Raw genomic sequence first — 23,992 nt, 5'->3', positions numbered from 1 at the left:
AAAAAGGCGCGCCGCCACATGACCTTTGTCGTTACCGACAACTGCATCAAGTGCAAATACACCGACTGTGTCGAAGTCTGCCCGGTCGATGCCTTCCACGAAGGCCCCAACTTCCTGGTGATCAATCCGGACGAGTGCATCGACTGCACCTTGTGCGAGCCGGAATGCCCGATCAACGCGATCTATCCGGAAGATGATGTGCCCGCCGGGCAAGAAGGCTTCGTCGCACTGAACGCCGAACTGGCCCGCGACTGGCCGGTCATCACCGAGCGTAAGGACGGCCTGGCCGACGCCAAGGAGTGGGAGAACAAGCCGGATAAGCTGGGCTTGCTACAGCGCTAAAAGCAGGAGAGAGTGATTAGGAGTGAGGAGTGAGATAAGAGCCGGCATCGTTGCCAGCGGACTTCTGACTGAACCTACTCTTGCAAATCATTAAAGCCGAGCCTCTGCTCGGCTTTTTTCGTTTCTGGTCGCCGAATAAAAAAGCCGGGCATGTGCCCGGCTTTTTTAGCGCTGATCAGAGAAAAAGCGCGGCTACGCCGCTCTCTCTCACTCCTCACTCCTAATCACTCACTACTAGCCTTACTTGGCGCCCATGCGCGACTTGAGCGTGTCGATAACCTTGGACACCGCGCCGGCATCGCCCTGTGCGCGCACTTCGGCGGCGGTCTCGCCACTTGCGGACACGACCAACTGCACCTGGTGCGGCTTGGCGCCCGGGGCGCTGGACGAATCGGCTGCGCCGTTGTCCGACTTGCCGTGGAACAAGCGGCCAATGAAGCCACGCTTGGGGGCCGGATTGTCCGAGGCAACCACGCTCAGCGTGTAGCTGTGCGTTGCGTCGTCATGCGAGAGCACCTGGCCGATATCGCCGTGCTCCAGCGCCTGACCCACGCGCTGATAGGTCGCATCGACCGTATCGGTCATCACGAAGCCGTCAGCGATCACGCCGCCGCCCGGACCAAACTTGGCAGTGGCGCCATTGGGCGTCGGGGCGTTGGCGCCCGGCTCCGGAATCACCAGCGCGGCGCTGGTCGAGGGCGTATCCAGGCCCGGCGGAATCTCCAGCGGCGACTCCTGCTTGGCGGTCTCCCACTGTTTGTGCGAACGAAACATGCCGCAGCCGGACAACAGCAAGGCAGACATCGCCAGGATCGGCAGGGCCACAACGAGCGGGGTTTTCTTCATGAAGTCGGGTTCCGGTAAAAGTTTTTTATATCGAGCAGGAGATTCAGGCGGCATCCGCCAAGGATGCCAGACCCGCCAGTGCCGCGAGTATGCGTGCACGGTCGGGGCCGTCTTCCAATTCGACCAAAGGCAGGCGTAAACCCGCGGTGCCCAGCCCCAGCGAAGGCAGCCCTGCCTTGACGGCGATAGGGTTGGGCGCACAGTTAAGCGCTTCGATCAGCGGCATCAGCCCGGCATTGTGACGCTCGGCGGCCATCTTGTCGCCCCGGGTCGCCGCGTCGCAGAACGCGCGGAACGCCTTGGGTACAAGATTGGCCACTACCGAGATCACCCCCGCCGCGCCGCCCAGCATGGCCTTGCAGGCCGTACCGTCGTCGCCGGTGAGATAGACGAAATCCGGGCGCACAAGTTCCGAGATCGCACGAATGCGTTCATCGGAACCCACCGCTTCCTTGATGCCGATGATCCCCGGATGCTCGCGCAGACCGGCCACGGTGGCCGGAAGCACGTCGCAGCCGGTCCGGCTGGGAACGTTATAGAGCACCACCGGCAGGCCACCCTGCTCGGCCACTTCCAGAAAATGGCGACGCAGGCCTTCCTGGGTGGGGCGCACGTAATAGGGGGCCACCACCAGGGCGGCATCGGCGCCTAGTTCCCGGGCGCGACGAGTCAGCGCCACGGTCTTGCTGGTCGCCGCCTCGCCAGTACCGGCAAGCACGGGAATACGTTTGGCGACGCGTTCCACCGCGTAGCTCAACAGCTGCTCGTACTCGTGATGGTCGAGCATATGCGCTTCGCCGGTGGAACCGGCGACCACCACGGCTTCGGTGCCGCCCGCGATCTGATAATCGAGCAGGCGACCGAAAGCGGGCAGATCAAGTGCACCGTCCGCCGTAAACGGCGTCACCAGCGCACAGATGCTTCCACGAATGTTCAAGGCTGACTCCGCCTAAATCCAAGCCATGCATGTTACTTGCGGGCTTGCTGGGGCGGCAAGTAAGCTGGTTGGACGCCCTTAAGTCATGCCGCGTCGAGCGGGAGAACAGCACTTGAACCGTCCCTCCACGCGTACCGGCAACGATCATCAGCTGCTGATCCAGACGCTTACCCCTGCCTCCCGTACGCCGCTGCAGGCCCTGGCCCGCCGCATCACCGATGCCGGCTGCAACCTGGCCGATGCCCGGGTGTCGAGCCTGGGCCCGGACACCTCCATCACCGTGTTGGCGACCGGCGCCTGGGATGCGATCGCCAAGCTGGAGACCGCGCTGGCCAAGCTGGCGCGGGAAGAAGACTGGCATCTGAGCCACTACCGCACCGGCCAGGGCGAGGACGACGCCGATGCGCAGCTGCTGCCCTATCTGGTCGAGGTGATCTCGATGGATCGGCCGGGCATCCTGGCCAAGATCGTGGAATTTTTCGATCGCCGCGCGATCAGCGTCGAACAGTTGAGCTCGATGCGCTACCGCGCCATGCAGACCGGCACCGCGATGTTCCAGGCGCAGATCACCATCGGCATTCCGGCCCAGACGCATATCGCCGCCTTGCGCGACGATTTCCTGGAGTTCTGCGACGGCCTGAATCTGGACGCCATCATGGACCCGGTGAAGTTCTGAGAATGCTCCCAGGCTGATCGCTCCGCAAGGGCTGTTATCTGTTCCATATCGCGCTAGTCTTTGCCCCAAGGCATCACACAGGAGGGGCGCGCATGCGGGTCCGAAGATCGAGCGAGATCTATCGCACGATGTCCAACACCCTCCCGCGCCATCGACTCCGTCGTCACGATGTCTTTTCTCTGATTTATACACATAGCCGTGGCCGCCCCAGGCCGCGCAGGAGAATCCATGCCTGAAATCGGCAAGAAAGTACCCAAGCTGAAAGCTCTTACCGGCGACGGTAGCGAACTGAAGCTCGACAGTCTCAAAGGAAAGTGGGTGGTGGTTTATTTCTACCCCAAGGACAGCACACCCGGTTGCACCACGGAAGCGAAAGACTTCCGCGATCTGTATCCGAAGTTCGTCAAGCGCAACGCCCAGATCGTTGGCGTGTCGCGCGATTCGGTGAAGTCCCATGCCAACTTTGCCGCCAAGCAGGAGCTGCCGTTCCCGCTCGTTTCCGACCCCGACGAAACCTGGTGCCAGGCCTTCGATGTGATTCATGAGAAGGTGCTGTATGGAAAACGTCACATGGGTGTCGTACGAAGTACCTTCCTGATCGACCCTGAAGGCAAACTCGTGAATGAATGGCGTCAAGTGAAAGTCCCCGGCCACGCGCAAGCTGTGCTCGACGCAATCCCGGCGAAGTGACCCAACGGCATCGTCACTTCCCGTTCCACCGGCCCGCTGCCCGCGGGCCGACTGGCCACCATGGCCAGAAACACGCGACGATTCCGCCGCGATTCCTCCAACTGCGACTTAAGCGAGGCACTTCCGCATGACCGGAAGCAAGCGCATTTACGCTCTCGACACCAACGTTCTGCTGCACGACCCCACGTCGCTGTTCCGTTTCGAAGAACACGACGTGTTCATTCCGATGACAGTTCTGGAGGAGCTGGACGAAAAGAAAAAAGGCGCCTCGGAAGTTTCCCGCAACGGCCGCCAGGTCAGCCGGTTTCTCAATGAGCTGATCGTCCGTGGCAACGGCCACGGCATCAGCAACGGCCTGGAACTGACCAACCCGGAAGGCGTCACGCTCAAACGCGGCGGCGCGGTGGGGCGATTGTATTTTCAGCAACGCACCAGCAACGGACACGGCAAGGCGGATAATCAGATCCTGTCCGCGGTGATCGAGCTGCAGGAGCAGAACCAGGATCGATCGGTCATCCTGGTGACGAAAGACATCAACCTGCGCATCAAGGCCAAGATCTATGGCATCGACGCAGAGGACTATGAAAACGATCGCGCGCTCGACGATTTCGCCCTGCTCTATACCGGCGCCACCGAGCTGGGCGAGGATTTCTGGGACAAGCATCCGGAAGTTCAATCGTGGAACGAACGAGGCCGTACGTTCTACAAAGTCGATCGCCACGAAAGCGAAGACTGGTACGCCAACCAGTGTCTGTTCCTGCCTGGGGAAAACGCCGTCGAACTTCGCGTGCTGCATGTCGACGATGTCAAAGCCACCCTGGTGTTGCTGGACGATCACAGCCACGCCAATCACAGCGTCTGGGGCATCGCCGCGCGCAACCGCGAACAGAACTTCGCACTGAACGTGCTGATGGATCCCGATGTCGATTTCGTCACCCTGCTCGGCACGGCGGGCACCGGCAAGACGCTACTCGCGCTGGCCGCCGGCCTGGCTCAGGTGATGGATCAGCAGCGCTATCGCGAAATCATCATGACGCGTGCCACGGTGTCGGTCGGCGAGGACATCGGTTTTCTGCCGGGTACCGAAGAAGAAAAGATGACGCCGTGGATGGGGGCGCTTACCGATAACCTCGAAGTGCTGGCCAATCCGGAAGAAGGCGGCAGCTGGGGCCGTCAGGCGACCAACGACCTGCTGGCATCACGCATCAAGATCCGTTCGCTCAACTTCATGCGCGGACGGACCTTTCTGTCGCGTTATCTGATTATCGATGAAGCGCAGAACCTGACGCCCAAGCAGATGAAGACCTTGATCACGCGTGCCGGCCCGGGTACCAAGATCGTTTGCCTGGGTAACGTCGAGCAGATCGATACGCCTTATCTGACTGAGACGACGTCGGGTTTGACGTATGCGGTGGACAGGTTCAAGCATTGGGAGCATTCGGCGCATATCACGTTGCGGCGTGGTGAGCGGTCGAGGTTGGCGGATTTTGCTTCTGAGGCTTTGTGAGTTTGGGGCCGGGGCGGCTTTCACCGTTCCGGCTTTTTAGATGACAGGGAAGACCGGCTTGCGCCTGTACAGAAAGCCAAATGTTGATAGCAGCATCTATCACCACTGATGCCACTGGGTCCCGGCCTGCGCCGGGATGACGATCAAAAGGTAGGTATTCGGTAGTCACCTTACCTACTCGTCATTCCGGCGCAGGCCGGAACCCAGTGGAGATCACGCCATGGAAAGGCGGCAACCTTGTGTTTACATGATGGCGAGCCGGCGCAATGGCACGCTTTATATAGGCGTGACCAGCGATCCGATCAAACGCGTCTGGCAGCATAAGAACAACGTTGCCGATAGCTTCAGTCGACGCCATCGAGCGCATACGCTCGTCTGGTATGAACTGCACGAAACCATGGAATCTGCGATCCTGCACGAGAAACGACTCAAGAGTTGGCACCGTGTATGGAAGGCTTGCCTGATTGAAGGCGAGAATCCGGAGTGGACCGATCTTTATTCGACACTGATGCCACTGGGTTCCGGCCTGCGCCGGAATGACGAGTAAGTAAGCTGACCGCAATTCAATTTCAAATCCCCCATGCCTAGAACTTCCCCACCCATCGCCCTAACCATCGCCGGCTCCGACTCAGGCGGCGGCGCCGGTATCCAGGCCGATCTGAAAACCTTCCACGCTCGTGGCGTGCACGGCCTGTCCGTCATCGCCGCCATCACCTCGCAAAACACCCGCGGCGTCACCGCAGTGCATGCCGTACCGCAGGCACATATCCGCAGCCAGATCGCTGCCGTGTTCGACGACTTCCCCATCGGCGCCGTAAAGACCGGCATGTTGGGCAGCGCCGCCATCACCCGACTGGTCGCGCAAGAGATACAGCGGCGGCAGCCGGCATGGCTGGTGGTCGATCCGGTGATGATCGCCACCAGCGGTGCGCGTCTGCTGGACGAGGACGCCGTCGAAGCGATGGTCCAGGAACTGATTCCGCTGGCGGACATCCTGACCCCCAACATTCCCGAAGCCGAAGCCCTGCTCGGCTGGTCGATTCGCAAGCCGGCGGATTTCGATCGTGCCGGCCTGGCGCTGCTCGAACTTGGCGCCAAGAGCGTGCTACTCAAGGGCGGCCATGCCGGCGGTCGTACGGTCATCGACCACTTTTACGACGCGCGCGGGGTACTCGAACTCCACCACCCCCGGCTCAAGCTCGAAGGCCATGGCACCGGCTGCACCCTGGCCTCGGCCGTGGCAGCGGAGCTGGCGAAGGGGCGCACGCCCCGCTCAGCGGTGCGAAGCGCGGCGACCTACGTCCACCAGGCTCTGCAGCGTGCCTATCGCCCGGGAGGCGGAAGCGTCCACGTCCTGGGACACTGAACGGCCTGCGACATCGTTGAATCCGCCCCCTTGTCCGGGCGGAGTAGAATAGCCATCTATCCGTCGCCCCCTGGCCTGGTCCCACTGATGCTTTCGCCCCGACTCATCCTGTTGATCGTCTTCGCGCTGTTTGTTCTGTGCGTGCTGCTGGTGCACCTGCGCGGACGGGCGCGACTGCGCTTCGATCGCCAGCTGGTGGATCACTCGGCGATCTTTGCGCCGTACAACCTGCTGATGTACGCGTTCTCCGCCGTGCCGGCACGCCCTATTCTGGATCGCCGCGGCTTTCCCCAGCTCGATCTATTGCAGGCCAACTGGCAGACCATTCGCGAAGAGGCGATGCATCTTTTCGACGAGGGCTATATCCGCGCTGCCGAAAAGCACAACGACGCCAGCTTCAACAGCTTCTTCAAGCAGGGCTGGAAACGTTTCTACCTGAAGTGGTACGGCGAGCCGTTGGCCTCGGCCGAATCGCTATGCCCGAAGACGGTCGAACTGCTGCGCTCGATTCCCAGCGTCAAGGCGGCGATGTTCGCGTTGTTACCTCCGGGCAGCAAACTCAATCCGCACCGCGATCCATTCGCCGGCTCATTGCGCTATCACCTGGGCCTGATCACGCCCAACTCCGATAACTGCCGCATCATCGTCGACGACCAGGAACATGTCTGGGGCGACGGCAAGGATGTGGTGTTCGACGAGACCTATGTGCACTGGGCGGAGAACCGTAGCGACCAGACCCGCGTGATTTTGTTCGCCGACGTGGAGCGCCCGCTGCGCACGCGTTGGATGAATACGATCAATCACCGCGTCGGCGCCTTCATGGGCAAGATCACCGCCTCGCCCAATACCGAGTCGCCAGAAGAGAAAATCGGCTTCGTCAACCAGATGTTCGCCTTGAATCAGCGTAGCCGCGAACGTAGCCGCGCGTTCAAGAAAAAATATCCGAAGCTTTTTCGTGTGGCGAAGTACGCCGGTATTGTCTTGGTGATCTGGCTGGTGTTCCTGGCGCCCTACCCGTTCTTTCGCTGAGACGGTCACGTTTCACGTGAGTCGTGCGTCCTGGGACTATCCACCCTAGGAGTACCTGATGGACGCGCAAACCGCATTATTCCAACAGCACCGCCCACGCCTGTTCGGGCTGGCTTATCGGATGCTCGGCACGCCAGGTGACGCGGAAGACGTGCTGCACGATGCGTGGCTGCGCTGGCATGAACAGGACACCGCGCTGCTGGACGACCCCGAAGCCTGGCTGGTCACGGTCACCACGCGGCTGGCGCTGGACCGCCTGCGTCGCGCCAAGACCGAGCGCCAGCACCATGTCGGCCCCTGGTTACCCGAGCCGCTGATCGCCGAAGAGGAAGAACCGCAGACCAGAGCCGAACGCGGCGAAAGCCTGCAGATATCCTTTCTATTGATGCTGGAGCGACTGAGCGCCGAGGAACGGGCTGCCTTTCTGCTGCACGACATCTTCGACTACAGCCATGCCGAGGCGGCCGCCATGCTCGGCATCGCCGAAGACGCCTGCCGACAACGTGCACATCGCGCGAAACAGCGCCTGCGTGAGGGTCGCCCGCGTTTCACCCACGCACCCGAAGCGCAGCAACGTTTGCTGGAAAAGTTCATGCAGGCCATGCAGCAACCCACGCCCGATGTGCTCAAGAGCCTGTTCGCCGACGATGTGATGATGCTGGCCGACGGCGGTGGCCGCGCCACCGCTGCGCTGCGTCCGTTGCAAGGTAGCGACCGCGTCGCCCGGCTCTATACGCAGATCGCCGCGCGCTATCAGACAGTGGAGGCGGTACACCGCCTGCAGTGGCTCAACGGTGCTCCGGCCCTGCTGACCTGGGTCGAGGGCGAACTGGCCACGGTGATGTGGATCGAAACCGATGGGGAGCAGATCGTGGCGATCCAGTCCCTGCGCGACCCGCTCAAACTGGCCCGGCTGAAAGCTGTCACGCCCAGCCCGGGTCGTGCGTCCTAGAGATGAAGCCAAGCACTTTGGCCCCACAACTCACAGGAGACATCCCATGTCCAAGCGCCTCGACTACAACAAATTTCCCAGCATTCTCAAGCCTTTGTTCGCCATGGCCGGACAGCTGCGTCATAGCGGCCTCGAGCAGCCGCTGATCGAACTGGTGCTGCTGCGCGTATCGCAGATCAATGGCTGCGCTTTCTGCATCGACATGCACACCAAGGATGCGCGTGCGGGAGGTGAAACCGAGCAACGCCTGTACCTGGTGCAGGTCTGGCGCGAGGCCGCCTCGATGTACAGCGAGCGCGAGCGTGCCGCCCTGGCCTGGGCCGAGGCCGTGACGAAACTCGGCGAGCACGGCGTGTCCGACGACGTCTACGAGCAGGCCACCGCTGCATTCAGCGACGAGGAACTGGTCCATCTCAATATGGCGGTGGTGATGATCAACAGCTTCAACCGCTTCGGCATCACCTTCCAGTCCGAACCCGGGCACTACCAGCCGGCGCAGGCCAAGCTCGCTTCCTGATCGTTACGCAAAGAAAAACCCCTCCGCATACGGAGGGGTTTTTTATGGGTGAAACCTGGGATCAGGCGGCTTTGACGCGCTTGACGATCGCCTCGCCAAAGCTTTCCGTGCTGCCCTTGCCACCGAGGTCCGGCGTGACGTGGTCACGGTCGTTGGCCATGGTGTCGCGGATGGCAGCGCGGATCTTGCTGCCCTTCTCGACCATCCCTAAGTGATCGAGCATGTCGGCGGCAGCCAGCAGCAGCGCGCACGGGTTGGCGATGCCCTTGCCGGCGATGTCCGGAGCAGAGCCGTGCACAGCCTCGAAGATCGCTGCGCTCTCGCCGATGTTGTCGCCCGGTGCGAGACCGAGGCCGCCGACCAGGCCGGCGCAAAGATCAGAAAGAATGTCGCCGAACAGGTTGGTGGTGACGATCACGTCGAACTGCTCGGGCTTCATCACCAGCTGCATGCAGGTGTTGTCCACGATCATTTCGTTGAACTCGATCTGCGGATATTCCTTCGCCACTTCACGCGCGATATTCAGGAACAGGCCCGAACTCGTCTTCATGATGTTGGCCTTGTGCACCGCCGTGACCTTCTTGCGGCCCTTCTTGACGGCCATCTCGAAGGCATAGCGCACGATGCGCGTGCTGCCCTTGCGGGTATTGCGAATGATCGACTGCGCCGTCTCGCCGTCTTCGGACAGCGTCTGACCCTCGGCCAGATATGCGCCTTCGGTGTTCTCGCGCACGGTGATGATGTCGATATTGTCGTAGCGCGCCTTGGTGCCCGGGAAGCTGATCGCCGGACGCACGTTGGCGTACAGATCGAAATGGCGACGCAAGGTCACGTTGATCGAGGTAAAGCCACCGCCGATTGGCGTGGTCAGCGGCCCCTTGAGCGCCACCTTGTGCTTGGCAATCGCCTCCAGCGTGGCGGCCGGCAACAAATCGCCGTGCTTGTCGAGCGCGACCATGCCCGCTTCGACAACGTCATAGTTCAGGCCGGTGTCCAGGGCATCGAGAACGCGCAACGTGGCATTCATGATCTCCGGACCGATACCGTCGCCCGGGATCACGGCAATGGTTTTGCTCATCGGGGGAACTCCTCAAACGGAAGGGGGAAGCTGATCAGGCGGCAAAGGCCTCAGGCGCCTGCATAACCTGCCGATTATCGCCGATGCGCCTGCGCCGTAACAGTGCGGACGCATGCTGAGGCGTTGCAAATCCTCGTATGCAGCGTCAAGCAAACTCGAACGCCCCCTATTGGAGCCCCGGATAAACTCAGTTTTTCTTATCGTCATCCCGGCGCAGGCCGGAATGACGACTAGGAGGTTATTTCGAGACCACCTTGAGTCGCGATCAGCCGTGACGCAACCGTGCTGTCGCGACTGAAGTCGCTCCTACAGTTCCTATGAAGCCCTCAGGCGTGATCGGCGCAATTTTCCGCGCCAGCGGCCGTACCGCCTTCCAACTGATCCAGGAAATCCACGCCACGGCGCAGATGAGGGATCACGATCGACCCACCCACCACCAGCCCGACGCTGAAGGTTTCGAAGAACTCTTCCCGGGTCACGCCGGCCTCGACGCACTGGGCAATGTGGTAGCTGATGCAGTCGTCGCAGCGCAGCACCATCGAAGCGACCAGGCCCAACAGTTCCTTGGTCTTCACGTCCAGGGCGCCGGGCTTGTAGGTCTGCGTGTCCAGCGCGAAGAAACGGCGGATGACCTGATTGTCTTCGCCCAGGATCCGCTCGTTCATGCGTTGGCGGAAGGCAGTGAACTCGGCGACGCGATCCTTGCTCATGCAGCCTGCCCCAGCAGTTCGGCCAGCTTGCCGCTACGGTCGGCCGCCACCAGGTCGTCAAAGCCACCGACGTGCTGATCGTTGACGAAGATCTGCGGCACCGTACGGCGGCCGCCACTGCGCGCCAGCATGGCGTCGCGTTGTGCCGGGTCGGTGTCGATACGCACTTCGCTCCACTCCAGCCCCTTGGACTTGAGCAGGTTCTTGGCAGCGACACAGTAAGGGCAAACCGCGGTCGAATAGACCTCAATCTTGGTGGACACGACGCACACTCCGGAAGAGCTGTAGATACCCCGCTTTATGGGGCAAAAAGGGCAAAAATCAACCCGGCGGCGGCTGAACCGTTACGCCGAGCAGCTGTCTCAAATGGTATTGTCGCTCACCTATGCGCATGGCACCACGCTACCTGACCGTACGACTTCTTACGACCCTGATCTGCGCCGGCCTCGCCCTGAGTGCCGGTGCCCAGGAGGATCCCACGCGCCTGCCCGACCTGGGCAGCTCGGCCAACGCCCTGATCTCCCCGCAGGAGGCCCAGGACTACGGCGCGGCCATGTTGCGGCAGATGCGCGCACTGGACATGGTCATCGACGACGCCATGCTCGACGACTATATGAACGACCTGGGTCACCGCCTGGCTGCCAATAGCGCCAAGCCCAAGGATCATTTCTCGTTCTTTATCGTCAAGGACCCGGTGATCAACGCCTTTGCGGCGCCCGGCGGCTATATCGCGGTCAACTCCGGCCTGATCGTCATCACCCGCAGCGAAAGCGAGCTGGCCGGGGTGATTTCTCACGAAATCGGTCATATCACCCAGAACCATCTGGAGCGCGCCTTCGAAGCATCAAAAAAAGACGCCCCGCTGCTGGCCCTGGTACTGCTCGGCGCGATCGCCGCCGGTGCAGGCGCCGGAGCAGGCGACGGCGCCGCGGCGGTGCTCGCCGGCGGCCAGGGGTTGATCATGCAGCGGCAGATCAATTTCACCCGCAAGGACGAGGTCGAAGCCGATCGCGCCGGCATCCAGACGCTGTCCAATTCAGGCTATGACCCGAACGCGATGGCCGATTTCTTCGAGCGCATGCAGGACACCATGCGCGTCGGTTCGGGTGGCGACCGCGACGTGCCCGAGTTCCTGCAGACCCATCCGGTCACGCTATCGCGCATCAGCGACGCCAAGTCGCGCGCCGGCACGTTGATCGCCCAGCAAAAGCTGAAACCCACCCATACCACCCTGGTCAAGGATCAGTGGGAAAAATCCACCGCGCCGATCATCTACGTGAAGGACCCGACCACCCTGCTCAAGGGTTCGTCCAAGACCGATCTGGACACCTACCTGCTGATGCGCGAGCGCATTCGCGTGCTGTCCGGCGATGCCTTGCAGCTGAGCACCTACTACGGTGACAATCTTGCCAGGGACAAGACATTCGATACCCCGGAAAACCATTACGGTTACGCGCTCTCGTTGACCCGCAGTGGCCGCGGCACGCTGGCTGCCGAGCAGATGCAGAAGCTGCTCAAGACCTATCCGGGTAATCAGATCCTGCAGATCGGCCTGGCCGACGCGTACCTGCAATCGGGCCAGCGGGGTGCGGCCTTGTCGCTGTATGCCGAACTCAACCGGCTATCGCCACGCAACCGCGCGATCGCGCTGGGCTACGCGCAGGCGCTGGTGGCCGGCAACAGCGACGATGCCATCCAGGCGGCCAATATGTTGCGCCCGATGCTGGACGATACCGATGAGCCGACGGTGTATCGCACCTACGCACGCTCCAGCGAAAAAGCCGGCGACCCCGTCCGGGCCGGCGAAGCCTATGCCGATGCCAGCTACCTGTCGGGGCGCCCGTTCGACGCCATGGAGCAGCTCAAGCGCCTGCTCAAGCGCCCGGATCTCGACTACTACGCCCGGGCCCGTATCCAGGCCCGGATTACCGAGCTCACCCCGCTGGTGATGGAGCTGCGTAAACGCCGGGTACAGACCGAAGACAACCCTTCCGGACGCGATCAGCAGCTGAACTGACCCACTGAGCTCGGAAAACCCCAAAAACGGAATCGTTACCCAGCCTCAAAATCTGCTTATTTTTGTCAAAAAGTGCCGCTTGTCATTGTCGCGTAACATTGGATCGTTGCAATAATTGCGTCATAGGCCTCTCAAGCGGATCACCAGCGTGCATAAACGCATACTTATCGTCGAAGACGAAGCCTCGATCCGCGACATGGTCGCCTTCGCCCTGCGCAAGGCTGGCATGGACGCGGCTCACGCCGCCGATGCCCGCGCTGCCCAACTGGCGATAGCCGAACAAGTCCCCGATCTGATCCTGCTCGACTGGATGCTCCCGGGCACCAGCGGCCTGGAGCTGGCTCGCCGCCTGCGCAAGGAAGAGCTCAGCCGCGAAATCCCGATCATCATGCTCACCGCCCGCGGCGAGGAAATGGACCGGGTGAACGGGCTGGAGGCCGGCGTGGACGACTACGTGGTCAAGCCCTTCTCCACCCGCGAGCTGGTCGCCCGTATCAAGGCGGTGCTGCGTCGCAGCCAGGGCGACGACGGCTCGGGCCTGGTCGAACTGGGCGGCCTGCGCATCGATGGGCCGGCCCATCGCGTGTTTGCCGGCGACGACGCCGTGCCGATCGGTCCGACCGAATACCGCCTGCTGTATTTCTTCATGACCCATCCCGAGCGCGTGTACTCGCGCGCGCAGCTGCTCGACCATGTCTGGGGCGGCAGCGTGTATGTGGAGGAGCGCACGGTCGACGTGCACATCCGCCGTCTGCGCAAGACGCTCGAACCGTGGAAGCTCGATGACATGGTGCAAACCGTGCGCGGTGCCGGCTATCGCTTCTCCGCCAACACCTGAGGGCGGCGCTGCCGTGCCGGCTCGCTCGACTCGGCAGCTTGCTTTCCTTGAGTGCACTGCCGATGCTTGAGCGTCCCAAGCCCAGGCAGCGCTACATGCTCGAACCCGCCCATCGCTGGAAACTTGCCATAGCACTGGCCGCTGCGTTGTTTTTCGGCGGCGCGATCGGCTGGTTCACGGGCGGGCATGTCGCAACCGGCGTGGCTATTGTCGCTATTGCGGAAATCGTCTTTTTGCTGACTCGAATTCGTCATGAAACACAGCTCATGATGACATCTGTCCCCGGCATCAGCCCTTTGCAGCATGACCGTTTCATGACGCGTTCTCGTCGTATCGCCTCCAGTTTGCGTGATCTACGCAGCGCCGCCGGCAGCCTTCCGGATGCCGTCGTGTTGCTGGACGGTCATCAACATGTCCGCTGGTTCAACCACGCGGCGGAGGACCTGCTTGGCCTGCGCCGCCCGCATGACCGCGGCGCGGACCTGCATCAGCGCCTGAGCACTACCGAACTGGCCGGTTGGCTGGAAGACGGCGCGCACGAGCCGCTTAACGACGTCGCGGCTCCAGGCCACCCCAACCGCCATATCAATGTGACGCTGCTGCCGTTCGGTAGTAACCAGCGTCTGTTGCTGGCGCGCGATATCAGTCACATGACGCGGCTGGAACAGATTCGCCGCGACTTCGTCGCCAACGTCTCGCACGAACTGCGTACGCCGCTGACGGTGATCCACGGCTATCTCGAATTGATCGATCCGGAAGACGTGCCGGAACTGGCACCGGTGCTCGGCGAAATGCGTGCGCAGTCCAAGCGCATGGGCCAGATCGTCGAAGACCTGCTCACGCTGTCGCGCCTGGAAACGCAGGAGCACATCAGCGAAGAACGCGTGCCGATGACGCCGTTGATGGCGACCATCCGCAAGGAAGCCGAAGCGCTCAGCCAAGGCCGGCATCGCATCACGCTCGAGTCGACCGCCGAGGCCGACCTGCTCGGTTCGTCCAAGGATCTGCACAGCGCGCTGTCCAACCTGGTCAGCAACGCCGTGCGCTACACACCCACCGGCGGCAGCATCACCATCCGCTGGCGGCGCACGCCCGAAGGCGCGACCTACTCGGTGACCGACACCGGCTTCGGCATTCCCGCGACGCATCTGGCTCGCCTGACCGAACGCTTCTATCGCGTATCGTCCAGCCGCTCGCGCGACAGCGGCGGCACCGGTCTGGGGCTGTCGATCGTCAAGCACGTGCTGAACCTGCACCAGGCGCGCCTGGACATCCAGAGCGAACCGGGCCAGGGCTCGACCTTCTCGTGCAGCTTCAGCCACGAGCGCCTGCTCAAGCCCGGCGGCAACGACGAGAGCTGACCGTCGCTGAACGGCCATCACGTTTACGGCACTGCGGCATGTACGTGAAAGCTGCTTAGGCCAGAATGGCGTCATGCGCCGTAAACCCGAAACACCCTCGCCCACCGCCGACCGCTCCGCACCTGAGCTCTACCTCAGCCGCGAACTCGCTGCACTGGAATTCAATTTCCGCGTGCTGGCGCAGGCGCGCGACGAACAGATTCCGGTACTGGAACGGCTGCGCTACCTGAGCATCGTCGTCAATAACCTCGACGAATTCTTCGAGGTGCGCGTGGCGATGCTCAAGCATCACCACTATTACGGCTCGGCAGCCCCCGGCCCCGACGGCATTTCCTCGGGGGAGTTGTTGACGCGCATTCGCAAGCGCGCGCTCGAACTGGTGGCCGAGGAGTACATCACCTGGCAGGACGAGCTGGGCCCGGCACTGGCGCGCGAGGACATTCACTTTCTCACGCGCGACCGCTGGAGCGACCGTCAGCGTCGCTGGCTGCAGGGCTATTTCGAAAACGAAGTGATGCCGGTGCTGTCCCCGCTGGGACTGGATCCCGCGCATCCCTTCCCGCGCATTCTCAACAAGACGCTGAACCTTGCCGTGGTGCTGAAAGGCCGCGATGCATTCGGGCGCGAAGGCCATATGGCCTTGCTGCGCGCGCCGCGCTCCTTGCCGCGCATCATCCGCATGCCCGATGAAGTCTGCGATACCGGCGACAACTACGTGTTTCTCGCCGAGTTGCTGCAGGCGTTCGTCGACTTGGTCTTCCCCGGCTTCAAGGTCGCCGGCTCGTATCAGTTCCGCGTCACCCGCAACAGCGAGCTGGTGGTCGAAGAGGCCGAGGTGGACAACCTGGCGCGCGCGCTCAGCGAGGAACTGCTCGGCCGCGGCTATGCGCGGCCGGTGCGGCTGGAGATCGGCAGCGATTGCCCCAAGGCGATCGTGTCCATGCTGACGGCCAACTTCGAACTGGAAGACACCGACGTCTACCGCTGCAACGGCCCGGTCAATATCATTCGTGCCGGCATCATCTACGACCAGCTCGACCGCCCGGAACTGAAGTTCCCACGCTTTACCCCGCAGTTACCGCACGCCTTCGACGACGTCAAATGCAAGTTCGACGTGCTGCGCCAGCGCGATGTCCTGATGCATCACCCCTACGAATCGTTCGCCGTGGTGGTCGACCTGCTGCGGCAGGCGGCGCAGGACCCGAACGTGCTGGCGATCAAGCAGACACTCTATCGCGCCGGCGTGGATACGCCGCTGGTCGACCTGCTGGTCGAGGCAGCGCGCAACGGCAAGGACGTCACCGTAGTGATTGAGCTGCGTGCGCGCTTCGACGAAGAGGCCAACATCCGGCTTGCCACGCGTCTGCAGGAAGCCGGCGTGCAGGTCGTCTATGGCGTGGTCGGATACAAGACCCACGCGAAGGCCCTGCTGATCGTGCGTCGCGAGGGCGACACGCTGCGCCGCTACGTGCACTTGTCCACGGGCAATTATCACCAGGCCAATAGCCGCGCCTATACCGACATCGGCTTGATGACTTCCAACCCGGATATCGGCGAAGACCTGCACAAGATTTTCCAGCAGCTCTCGGGCCTGGGCCCGATGATCGAACTCAAGCGCCTGCTGCATTCGCCGTTCACGCTCTACAAGAGCGTGATGGAAAAAATCGAGCGCGAGACCCGGCACGCGCAGGAAGGCAAGCCGGCCCGCATCGTCGCCAAGCTCAACGCGCTCAACGAGGCGCATGTGATCGAGGCGCTGTATCGCGCGTCGCAGGCCGGCGTGGAAATCGACCTGATCGTGCGCGGTGCCTGCACGCTCCGCCCCGGTCTGCGCGGTGTCTCCGAGCGCATTCGGGTGCGTTCGATCGTCGGGCGGTTTCTCGAACACAGCCGCGTGTACTGGTTTGCCAACGATGGCGCGCCGGAAATCTATTGCGCCAGTGCGGACTGGATGGAACGCAATCTCATGCGCCGTATCGAGATCGCCTTCCCGATCCTCGATCCCGAGCTGGCGGCACGTGTCTACAACGAAACGCTGGCCAATTACCTGAGCGACAACACCCAGGCATGGCTGCTCGGCAGCGATGGGCACTACCAACGTGCACAGCCCGGCGATGCCATACCGCACAACGCGCAGCAGATCTTGCTGGAAAAGATTTGCCCCACGACCAAAGTGTGAGCTTCGTCTTCACTCGCCTACGTGCGAGAATCGGCAACTTGTAGCCACAAGAGCCACGTATGAGCCAAGGCGATCAGATTCAGATCAAAGACGGCGAACTGATCGCCGCCGTGGATATGGGCTCGAACAGCTATCACATGGTGGTGGCGCGGGTGGAACATGGCGAACCCCGCGTGATCGACCGCCTGCGTGAAACCGTGCGCATGGCCGCCGGCCTGCGTGCCGATGGCACCCTGGACGCCGAGCACCGTGCCCGTGCGCTCAACTGCCTCGCGCGCTTCGGCCAGCGCATCGCCGGTGTGCCCTCGATGCGCGTGCGCGCCGTGGCCACCAACTCGGTGCGCCGTCTCGCTTCGCCGCAAGCCTTCCTGACCGCCGCCGAAAGCGCGCTGGGGCATCCGGTGGAAATCGTCTCCGGCCGCGAAGAAGGCCGCCTGATCTTTCTCGGCGCCTCGCACGACCTGCCCTCTTCACGCGAAAACCGGCTGGTGATCGACGTCGGCGGCGGCAGTACCGAATTCATCATCGGCCGCGGCCTGGCGCCAATGCAGACCGAAAGCGTGCAGGCCGGCTGTATCGCCTCCACCATGCGTTTCTTCCCTGGCGGCAAGCTCAATCGCAAGCGCTGGCAGAAGGCGCTGGGCGAGATTGGCGTGCTGCTGCAACAGTTTGCCGAGGAATACCGCGAGGCGGGCTGGCTCGACGCCTATGGCTCATCAGGCACCGCCAAGGCCATCGGCTCGGTAGTCCAGGCCATGAAGTTTTCCGATGACGGCATCACGCCGGCCTCGCTGGCTTCTTTGCGCGAGGCTTTGCTCGCCCAAGGCCAGATCAGTGCCTTGAAGCTGCCCGGACTGGCCGAGGACCGTGCGCCGGTATTGGCCGGTGGCGTAGTGATTTTCGAGGCCGCGTTTGCCGCGTTGGGTATCGAGCGCATGCGCATCTGCGAAAGCTCGATGCGCGAAGGGCTACTATGGGATCTGCTTGGCCGTGCCGGTGGCAGCGATCCGCGTACGGCCAGCATCGATGCGTTGGCGGCGCGGTATGGCGTGGACCGGGCGCAGGCGCGGCGCGTCGAGTCGACTGCGCTGCTGTTGTTCGACCAGGTGGCCAAGGCGTGGAAGCTCGACGGCGAGGCGCGCGAATGGCTTTCCTGGTGTTCGCGCGTGCACGAAATCGGTCTGGCGATTGCCCATAGCCAACACCATCATCACGGCGCCTATATCCTGCGTCACGCCGACCTGGCCGGCTTCTCGCGGCAGGAGCAGCAATTGCTTGCGGCGGTCGTGCAATCGCATCGGCGCAAACCGGACAAGGCGCTGTTCTCGGCATTGCCCCAGCGCTATCGCGTGCTGGCCCGCCATGTCACGGCCCTGCTACGCCTGGCAGTGCTGTTCCGCCGCGCGCGGCGCGCCGAATCCCTGCCACAGATGCGCCTGGCCGCGACCAGTCAGCGCTTGCGCCTGAGCCTGCCCGCCGATTGGCTGGAGCAGCACCCGCTGACCGAAGCCGACCTGGAGCAGGAACGTGCGCCGATGGCCGACCTGGGCGCGCGGCTGGAGCTCGACACGTTCTGAGCCGTGCCAACGCGCTCTTAAAGTGCGCTTAAGCCACATCGCGCTCAGTGCCGCGTATCATGGACGGATGTCTCACGCCGCCCGATCCGTTATGCACCGACTCCTGCTTGCCACGTTATCGCTGATGCTGCCGCTTGGCCTGGCCGCGCAAACCGCCAAACCCGCGGCGACCGCCCTCGATACCCAGCCGCATCCGCAGGTGGCGATCCACACCTCACAGGGCGATATCACCCTGGAGCTCTACCCGGACAAAGCGCCGAAAAGCGTGGCCAACTTCCTGCAGTACGTGCGCGATGGCTTCTACAGCGGCACGGTGTTGCATCGCGCCATTCCCGGCTATCTGGTGCAAGGCGGCCTGTATACGCGCGAGTTGCAGCCCAAACGCACGCACTCGGCCATTCCCAGCGAGGCGGATAACGGCCTGTCCAACCTGCGTGGCACCGTGGCGGTGGCGCGAGGTGCGGATCCGAACTCCGGCACGGCGCAGTTCTTCTTCAACCTGGTCGACAACCGTCGGCTGGACTATGCCGGTAACCAGAGCGGCCTGACCTGGGGCTATGCGGTCTTCGGCAAGGTGATCAAGGGCATGGATGTGGTCGACAAGATCGCCGCCCTGCCCACCCGCGGCCAGGGACCGTTTGCCAGCGACGTGCCCAATCCGCTGGTCGTCATCAACAGCGCCAACGTCGTGGGCGAGGAAGCTGCCGCACCCGTTGCCACGCCGGTGACCGCACCGGCCGCCCCGGCATCGACGCCCACGCCGCCACCGCCCGCCAAGAAGCCCGCCAAGACCAAGAGCAAAGGCTAACGGCCGCATGACTACGCTGTTCATCGCCGACCTGCATCTGGACGACGCGCGTCCGCAGATCACCGAGCTGTTCGAACGCTATCTTGCCAGCGACGAAGCACGGCAGGCAGATGCCTTGTACATACTCGGCGACCTGGTCGAAGCGTGGATCGGCGACGACGACGATGCGGAACTGCCGCAACGCATCGCGCGTGCGACACGCGCGCTGAGTGATAGCGGCGTGCCGGTCTACTTCATGGTCGGCAATCGCGATTTCCTGTTGGGCGAGGATTTCGCCAAGCGCGCCGGCCTTACGCTATTGGACGATGGCACCGTGCACGACTTGTATGGCCGTCCGACACTGCTGATGCATGGCGATGTGCTGTGTACCGATGACGTTGCCTACCAGACCGTACGCAAGCAGGTGCGCACGCCCGAATGGAAGGCCAATATTCTCGCCATGCCGCTGGCAGCCCGTCGTGCGTTTGCCGCCAAGGCGCGAGAGGACAGCCGTGCGCATACCGGCAGCACGATGGAAACGATCATGGACGTCAATGCCGATGCCGTCGCGCAGACGATGCGTGCGGCTGGCGTCGATCGGTTGATTCATGGGCATACGCATCGGCCCGCGGTTCATCGGTTCGATGTCGACGGTAAAGCCGCCGAGCGTATCGTGCTGGGGGATTGGTACGAGCATGGGTCGGTGTTGCGTGTGGATGCCGATATGGCGGAGTTGCGTGGGTTGAGCGTGGCGTCAGGCGCGTAACTCGATCGAGCTGACAAACGCTCTGGCAATTGACACGCTGCCTCCATCCTTTGCCTCCTTCCCCTATTCGTCATTCCGGCGAAGGCCGGAATCTATCCCTCAGACCTCGCTCGTCAGACAGGATTTCTCAAGCGAAAGCGCTGAGGAGTAGATTCCGGCCTTCGCCGGAATGACGAGTTGGAGGTGTTGCCAAGCACTCATCCACGCTCCGCCAGATACGCAAAAAGCCCCTCGGGCTTCGTTGTGCGTTCGGTTACGTGACGCTCGGGATTGTGAGGTCCATCCATGGACCTCACCCCTACGCGCTGCGCGCTTCGGGGCCAGCCTTCGGCTGTCCAAAATTGTTCCAGACAAAATTGTCGACTGCGGAGGCAGAATGCCGGAGCGAACATCGGCGCAGCCGATGGCCCGAAGGGTGAGGCACAGGATGTGCCGAATAACCGTGAGGGTTCTTCTTGACCCTCTCTCTCCGCCAGATACGCAAAAAGCCCCTTGCGGGGCTTTTTGCGTATCTGGCGGAGAGAGAGGGATTCGAACCCTCGATAAGGCTTTTGACCCTATACTCCCTTAGCAGGGGAGCCCCTTCGGCCTCTCGGGCATCTCTCCGTTTTTGTTCCGCATCTCTGCGGAGCCGGCAAGGATACTAAACCGGCGCGGTCGAGGTAAAGCTTTTAATGTATGTCAGCGCTCACCTGTGTCACCGGAAGGACCACCTTCGGGATCGTGTTCGTTCTTGATCCGCTGGTAAATCTCTTCGCGATGCACGGCTACGTTTTTGGGCGCGTTGATGCCGATACGCACCTGGTTGCCCTTCACGCCCAAAACGGTGACGGTCACCTCGTCACCGATCATCAAGGTTTCGCCGACCCTACGGGTCAGAATCAACATGTTTGCCACTCCATGAATGCTATGGTCACAGGCCAGCCACCTGCGATGCCTCACCCCTGAGCATCACCGCTGGTAGTTCGACGATTACGACCGTCGAAGGCCCACTGCCTTCCCCGGCGCAACGAGGCGGCGCGTTCCGGGTTAAAGACGCTTCGCCTCGTTGGCCCCACCGCTACCGGCGGGACCAACATTCAAACGATACTAGCCGAGCGGAAGTACCGTGCGCAATGCGTACGGGCCGGTGTAAACCGGCCGTTCACGCTTTGGCGCTACTCAAACGGGCACCGATCCAGTCAGGCAAACCTGCGAGAAGTGCAGGCAATTGTGCCGAATCGTTACCGCCGCCTTGGGCCATATCCGGCCGGCCGCCGCCCTTGCCTTCGATCTGCGCGGCTACGTGGGCAACCACGTCCCCTGCCTTGATCCGGCCCATGGCGCTGCCATGCACGCCCGCCACGAGCGACACACGGCCGTCGGCGGCACCGGCCAAAAGTACTACGCAGTCGGCAAGCTGCTGCTTGAGCTGGTCGACGCTGTCGCGCAGGGCCTTGGCGTCGAAGCCCTCCAGACGGGCCGAAACGACGCGGATACCGTCGACGTTCTTGGCCGAAGCAGCCAGGTCCGCGGTGGCCGAACCGGCCGCCTTGGAGCGCAGGGATTCCAGCTCGCGCTCGAGCCTTTTCTGTTTGTCGAACACCTGGCGCAGCTTCTCCACGGCGTCATCGCCGCTGCTGGACAGCAGTTGCGACAACTCGCCCAGGCGGCGCTCTTCCTCGGCCACATAGGCCAGCGCGCCCGCACCGGTGACCGCTTCGATACGGCGCACGCCGGAGGCGACGCCGGACTCGCTGACGATCTTGAACAAGCCGATGTCGCCGGTACGGCCCACATGTGTACCGCCGCAAAGCTCGGTGGAGAAATCACCCATCTTCAACACACGCACTTCATCGCCATACTTCTCGCCGAACAGCGCGATGGCGCCGAAGTCGATCGCTTCGTCGTAGCCCATGTGATGGATTTCGGCGGTGTCGTTGTGGCGGACTTCTTCGTTGACCATCGCCTCGATCTGCGCGAGTTCGTCGCGGCTGAGCGGTTTGAAGTGCGAGAAGTCGAATCGCAGACGTTCGGGCGCGACTTCCGAGCCCTTCTGTGCGACGTGCTCGCCCAGCAGCTTGCGCAAGGCCGAATGCAACAGATGGGTGGCCGAATGATTGAGCACGATCGCCTGGCGGCGCTTGGCGTCCACATGCGAGGCGACCTCGTCGCCCACGCGCAGCGGCTGGCCGCCATGCCACTGGCCGGCATGACCAAAGAACACACCGCCCATCTTCAGCGTATCGCCTACGTCGAAGCGGCCCGCCGTACTGACCAGCGTACCGATATCACCCACCTGACCGCCGGACTGTGCGTAGAACGGTGTGCGATCGAGAATCACCAGCGCGTCTTCGCCATCGTTCAACTGATCGAACTGCTTGCCGTCGCGCACGATGCCGACGACCTTGCCGCCCTGCGTACTCAGTGCGTCGTAGCCGAGGAATTCGGTGGGTTTGAGCTGGCTGGCCAGCTCGGCAGGCATCAGGCCCTTGGCCTGGAAGTTACTGCCCTTACGGCCGCGTTCCTTTTGTTCTTCCATGGCCTGCTCGAAACCGGCCATGTCGACATCGAGGCCGCGTTCGCGCGCGATATCGGCGGTAAGGTCAACGGGAAAGCCGTAGGTGTCGTACAGGCGGAAGGCGTCGGCACCGGGAATGGTCTTGCCAGACTTGCCGGCCACCTCGTCGAACACGCGCATGCCGTGCTCGAGCGTTTCGCCGAAGCGCTGCTCTTCGGTACGCAAGGCCTCTTCGACAAAGCGCTGCTTGGTGGCAAGCTCCGGATAAGCCTCACCCATTTCCTCGACGAGCGGCTGCACCATCTTCCAGAAGAAGTCGCCACGCACGCCGAGCATCCAGCCATGGCGCAAGGCGCGGCGGATGATACGGCGCAGCACATAGCCGCGGCCTTCGTTGGACGGCAGTACGCCATCGACGATCAGGAACGAGCAGGCGCGGATGTGATCGGCGATCACGCGTAGCGACTTGTTGCCGATATCGGCGGTGCTGGTGAGCTCGGCGGCGACCTTGATCAGGTGCGCGAACAGGTCGATCTCGTAGTTGGAATGCACGTGCTGCAGCACGGCCGCCAGGCGTTCCAGACCCATGCCGGTATCGACGCAGGGCGCCGGCAGCGGCGACAGCGTGCCGTCCGGCGCACGGTCGAACTGCATGAACACCAGGTTCCAGATTTCGATGTAACGGTCGCCGTCTTCATCCGGCGAGCCGGGTGGGCCACCGGCGATCTCCGCGCCGTGGTCGTAGAAGATTTCCGTGCAAGGACCGCAGGGGCCGGTGTCGGCCATCTGCCAGAAGTTGTCCGAGGCGAACGGCGCACCCTTGTTGTCGCCAATGCGCACGATGCGCTCGGCCGGAATGCCGACCTGCTTGTTCCAGATATCGAAGGCTTCGTCATCGGTGTGATAGACGGTCACCCACAGCTTTTCTTTCGGCAGCTTGAAGACGTCGGTCAGCAGCTCCCAGGCGAAGGCGATCGCGTCGCGCTTGAAGTAGTCGCCGAACGACCAGTTGCCGAGCATTTCGAAGAACGTATGGTGGCGGGCGGTATAGCCCACGGCATCGAGGTCGTTGTGCTTGCCGCCGGCACGCAGACAGCGCTGGACGTCGGCCGCGCGTACATAGGACAGCTTTTCGCTGCCAAGAAACACGTTCTTGAACTGCACCATGCCCGAGTTGGTGAACAACAGGGTCGGATCGCTGGAGGGAACCAGCGAGCTGGACGGCACGATGGTATGGCCTTTGGAACGGAAGTAATCGAGGAAAGCGGAGCGGATTTCAGCGGTTTTCATGGATTCGTGGCGTCAAGCTGCGGGGAC

23 protein-coding genes and 1 tRNA gene are annotated in these 23,992 nt (G+C 62.5%); 16 read left to right on the top strand and 8 right to left on the bottom strand.

Annotated features, from left to right (window positions below):
* The first annotated feature begins 18 nt into the window (after window positions 1-18).
* Complete coding sequence (gene fdxA / locus QMG46_RS12215) at window positions 19-342, top strand: ferredoxin FdxA (protein WP_281848110.1); 324 nt, start codon at window positions 19-21, stop codon at window positions 340-342.
* Between the two features lie 240 nt (window positions 343-582).
* Here the strand turns inward: fdxA and QMG46_RS12210 are convergent, their stop codons facing one another.
* Together QMG46_RS12210 and dapA are read right to left on the bottom strand one after the other, a co-directional pair.
* The gene (locus QMG46_RS12210; protein ID WP_281848109.1) at window positions 583-1,188 is read right to left on the bottom strand and encodes a hypothetical protein; all 606 of its coding nucleotides are present in this window, start codon (window positions 1,186-1,188) and stop codon (window positions 583-585) included.
* 43 nt (window positions 1,189-1,231) lie between these two features.
* Window positions 1,232-2,125 carry a 4-hydroxy-tetrahydrodipicolinate synthase gene (gene dapA / locus QMG46_RS12205; RefSeq protein ID WP_281848108.1) on the bottom strand — a complete coding sequence of 298 codons (894 nt, stop codon included), beginning with the start codon at window positions 2,123-2,125 and terminating at the stop codon, window positions 1,232-1,234.
* Window positions 2,126-2,210: 85 nt separating this feature from the next.
* On the opposite strand from dapA, the gene QMG46_RS12200 reads away from it, so the two are divergent.
* The 8 genes from QMG46_RS12200 to QMG46_RS12165 all read left to right on the top strand — a co-directional run bounded on the left by QMG46_RS12200 (window position 2,211) and on the right by QMG46_RS12165 (window position 8,862).
* Window positions 2,211-2,801 (top strand): glycine cleavage system transcriptional repressor, encoded by a 591-nt coding sequence (locus tag QMG46_RS12200; RefSeq protein WP_281848107.1) that lies wholly within the window; start codon window positions 2,211-2,213, stop codon window positions 2,799-2,801.
* A 228-nt stretch (window positions 2,802-3,029) separates the two neighbouring features.
* Entirely contained in the window at window positions 3,030-3,491 is a 462-nt protein-coding gene (locus QMG46_RS12195; RefSeq protein ID WP_281848106.1) for a peroxiredoxin, read from the top strand.
* Window positions 3,492-3,618: 127 nt separating this feature from the next.
* Window positions 3,619-4,998 carry a PhoH family protein gene (locus tag QMG46_RS12190; RefSeq protein ID WP_281848105.1) on the top strand — a complete coding sequence of 460 codons (1,380 nt, stop codon included), beginning with the start codon at window positions 3,619-3,621 and terminating at the stop codon, window positions 4,996-4,998.
* Window positions 4,999-5,218: 220 nt separating this feature from the next.
* Window positions 5,219-5,545 carry a GIY-YIG nuclease family protein gene (locus QMG46_RS12185; RefSeq protein WP_281848104.1) on the top strand — a complete coding sequence of 109 codons (327 nt, stop codon included), beginning with the start codon at window positions 5,219-5,221 and terminating at the stop codon, window positions 5,543-5,545.
* A 33-nt stretch (window positions 5,546-5,578) separates the two neighbouring features.
* Window positions 5,579-6,364, top strand: a complete 786-nt coding sequence (thiD, locus tag QMG46_RS12180; protein WP_281848103.1) for a bifunctional hydroxymethylpyrimidine kinase/phosphomethylpyrimidine kinase — start codon at window positions 5,579-5,581, stop codon at window positions 6,362-6,364.
* An 87-nt stretch (window positions 6,365-6,451) separates the two neighbouring features.
* Entirely contained in the window at window positions 6,452-7,393 is a 942-nt protein-coding gene (locus QMG46_RS12175; RefSeq protein ID WP_281848102.1) for an aspartyl/asparaginyl beta-hydroxylase domain-containing protein, read from the top strand.
* Window positions 7,394-7,451: 58 nt separating this feature from the next.
* On the top strand, window positions 7,452-8,345 hold the full coding sequence (gene sigJ / locus QMG46_RS12170) for an RNA polymerase sigma factor SigJ (protein WP_281848101.1): 894 nt from the start codon (window positions 7,452-7,454) through the stop codon (window positions 8,343-8,345).
* Between the two features lie 46 nt (window positions 8,346-8,391).
* The gene (locus QMG46_RS12165; RefSeq protein WP_281848100.1) at window positions 8,392-8,862 is read left to right on the top strand and encodes a carboxymuconolactone decarboxylase family protein; all 471 of its coding nucleotides are present in this window, start codon (window positions 8,392-8,394) and stop codon (window positions 8,860-8,862) included.
* A 61-nt stretch (window positions 8,863-8,923) separates the two neighbouring features.
* Here QMG46_RS12165 and QMG46_RS12160 read toward each other — a convergent pair whose 3' ends face one another.
* The 3 genes from QMG46_RS12160 to grxC all read right to left on the bottom strand — a co-directional run bounded on the left by QMG46_RS12160 (window position 8,924) and on the right by grxC (window position 10,913).
* Window positions 8,924-9,940, bottom strand: a complete 1,017-nt coding sequence (locus tag QMG46_RS12160; RefSeq protein WP_281848099.1) for an isocitrate dehydrogenase — start codon at window positions 9,938-9,940, stop codon at window positions 8,924-8,926.
* A 326-nt stretch (window positions 9,941-10,266) separates the two neighbouring features.
* Window positions 10,267-10,650 (bottom strand): carboxymuconolactone decarboxylase family protein, encoded by a 384-nt coding sequence (locus QMG46_RS12155; RefSeq protein ID WP_281848098.1) that lies wholly within the window; start codon window positions 10,648-10,650, stop codon window positions 10,267-10,269.
* A complete protein-coding gene (grxC, locus tag QMG46_RS12150) occupies window positions 10,647-10,913 on the bottom strand; it encodes a glutaredoxin 3 (RefSeq protein ID WP_281848097.1) in 267 nt (88 codons plus the stop codon). Before grxC ends, QMG46_RS12155 begins: the two co-directional genes overlap by 4 nt.
* A gap of 122 nt (window positions 10,914-11,035) precedes the next feature.
* On the opposite strand from grxC, the gene QMG46_RS12145 reads away from it, so the two are divergent.
* The 7 genes from QMG46_RS12145 to lpxH all read left to right on the top strand — a co-directional run bounded on the left by QMG46_RS12145 (window position 11,036) and on the right by lpxH (window position 20,175).
* Complete coding sequence (locus QMG46_RS12145; protein ID WP_281848096.1) at window positions 11,036-12,667, top strand: M48 family metalloprotease; 1,632 nt, start codon at window positions 11,036-11,038, stop codon at window positions 12,665-12,667.
* Window positions 12,668-12,815: 148 nt separating this feature from the next.
* Window positions 12,816-13,505, top strand: coding sequence for a phosphate regulon transcriptional regulator PhoB (gene phoB, locus QMG46_RS12140; RefSeq protein WP_281848095.1), 690 nt, complete (start codon window positions 12,816-12,818; stop codon window positions 13,503-13,505).
* Between the two features lie 95 nt (window positions 13,506-13,600).
* Window positions 13,601-14,866 (top strand): phosphate regulon sensor histidine kinase PhoR, encoded by a 1,266-nt coding sequence (gene phoR, locus QMG46_RS12135; protein WP_281848094.1) that lies wholly within the window; start codon window positions 13,601-13,603, stop codon window positions 14,864-14,866.
* 73 nt (window positions 14,867-14,939) lie between these two features.
* Window positions 14,940-17,045, top strand: a complete 2,106-nt coding sequence (gene ppk1 / locus QMG46_RS12130; protein WP_281848093.1) for a polyphosphate kinase 1 — start codon at window positions 14,940-14,942, stop codon at window positions 17,043-17,045.
* Between the two features lie 59 nt (window positions 17,046-17,104).
* Window positions 17,105-18,622 carry a Ppx/GppA phosphatase family protein gene (locus QMG46_RS12125; protein ID WP_281852786.1) on the top strand — a complete coding sequence of 506 codons (1,518 nt, stop codon included), beginning with the start codon at window positions 17,105-17,107 and terminating at the stop codon, window positions 18,620-18,622.
* Window positions 18,623-18,713: 91 nt separating this feature from the next.
* Window positions 18,714-19,430 (top strand): peptidylprolyl isomerase, encoded by a 717-nt coding sequence (locus QMG46_RS12120; RefSeq protein ID WP_281852785.1) that lies wholly within the window; start codon window positions 18,714-18,716, stop codon window positions 19,428-19,430.
* A gap of 7 nt (window positions 19,431-19,437) precedes the next feature.
* Entirely contained in the window at window positions 19,438-20,175 is a 738-nt protein-coding gene (gene lpxH, locus QMG46_RS12115) for a UDP-2,3-diacylglucosamine diphosphatase (RefSeq protein WP_281852783.1), read from the top strand.
* Window positions 20,176-20,688: 513 nt separating this feature from the next.
* Here the strand turns inward: lpxH and QMG46_RS12110 are convergent.
* The 3 genes from QMG46_RS12110 to alaS all read right to left on the bottom strand — a co-directional run bounded on the left by QMG46_RS12110 (window position 20,689) and on the right by alaS (window position 23,965).
* Window positions 20,689-20,781, bottom strand: a tRNA-Ser gene (locus tag QMG46_RS12110).
* Window positions 20,782-20,856: 75 nt separating this feature from the next.
* Window positions 20,857-21,063, bottom strand: a complete 207-nt coding sequence (gene csrA, locus QMG46_RS12105) for a carbon storage regulator CsrA (RefSeq protein WP_281852782.1) — start codon at window positions 21,061-21,063, stop codon at window positions 20,857-20,859.
* Window positions 21,064-21,319: 256 nt separating this feature from the next.
* Window positions 21,320-23,965, bottom strand: coding sequence for an alanine--tRNA ligase (gene alaS / locus QMG46_RS12100; protein ID WP_281852780.1), 2,646 nt, complete (start codon window positions 23,963-23,965; stop codon window positions 21,320-21,322).
* Window positions 23,966-23,992 lie beyond the last annotated feature (27 nt).

This window comes from Dyella sp. GSA-30, from assembly GCF_027924605.1.
In the GTDB taxonomy this organism is placed as follows: Bacteria; Pseudomonadota; Gammaproteobacteria; order Xanthomonadales; family Rhodanobacteraceae; genus GSA-30.
This window is presented reverse-complemented; position numbering and strand designations above follow the sequence as displayed.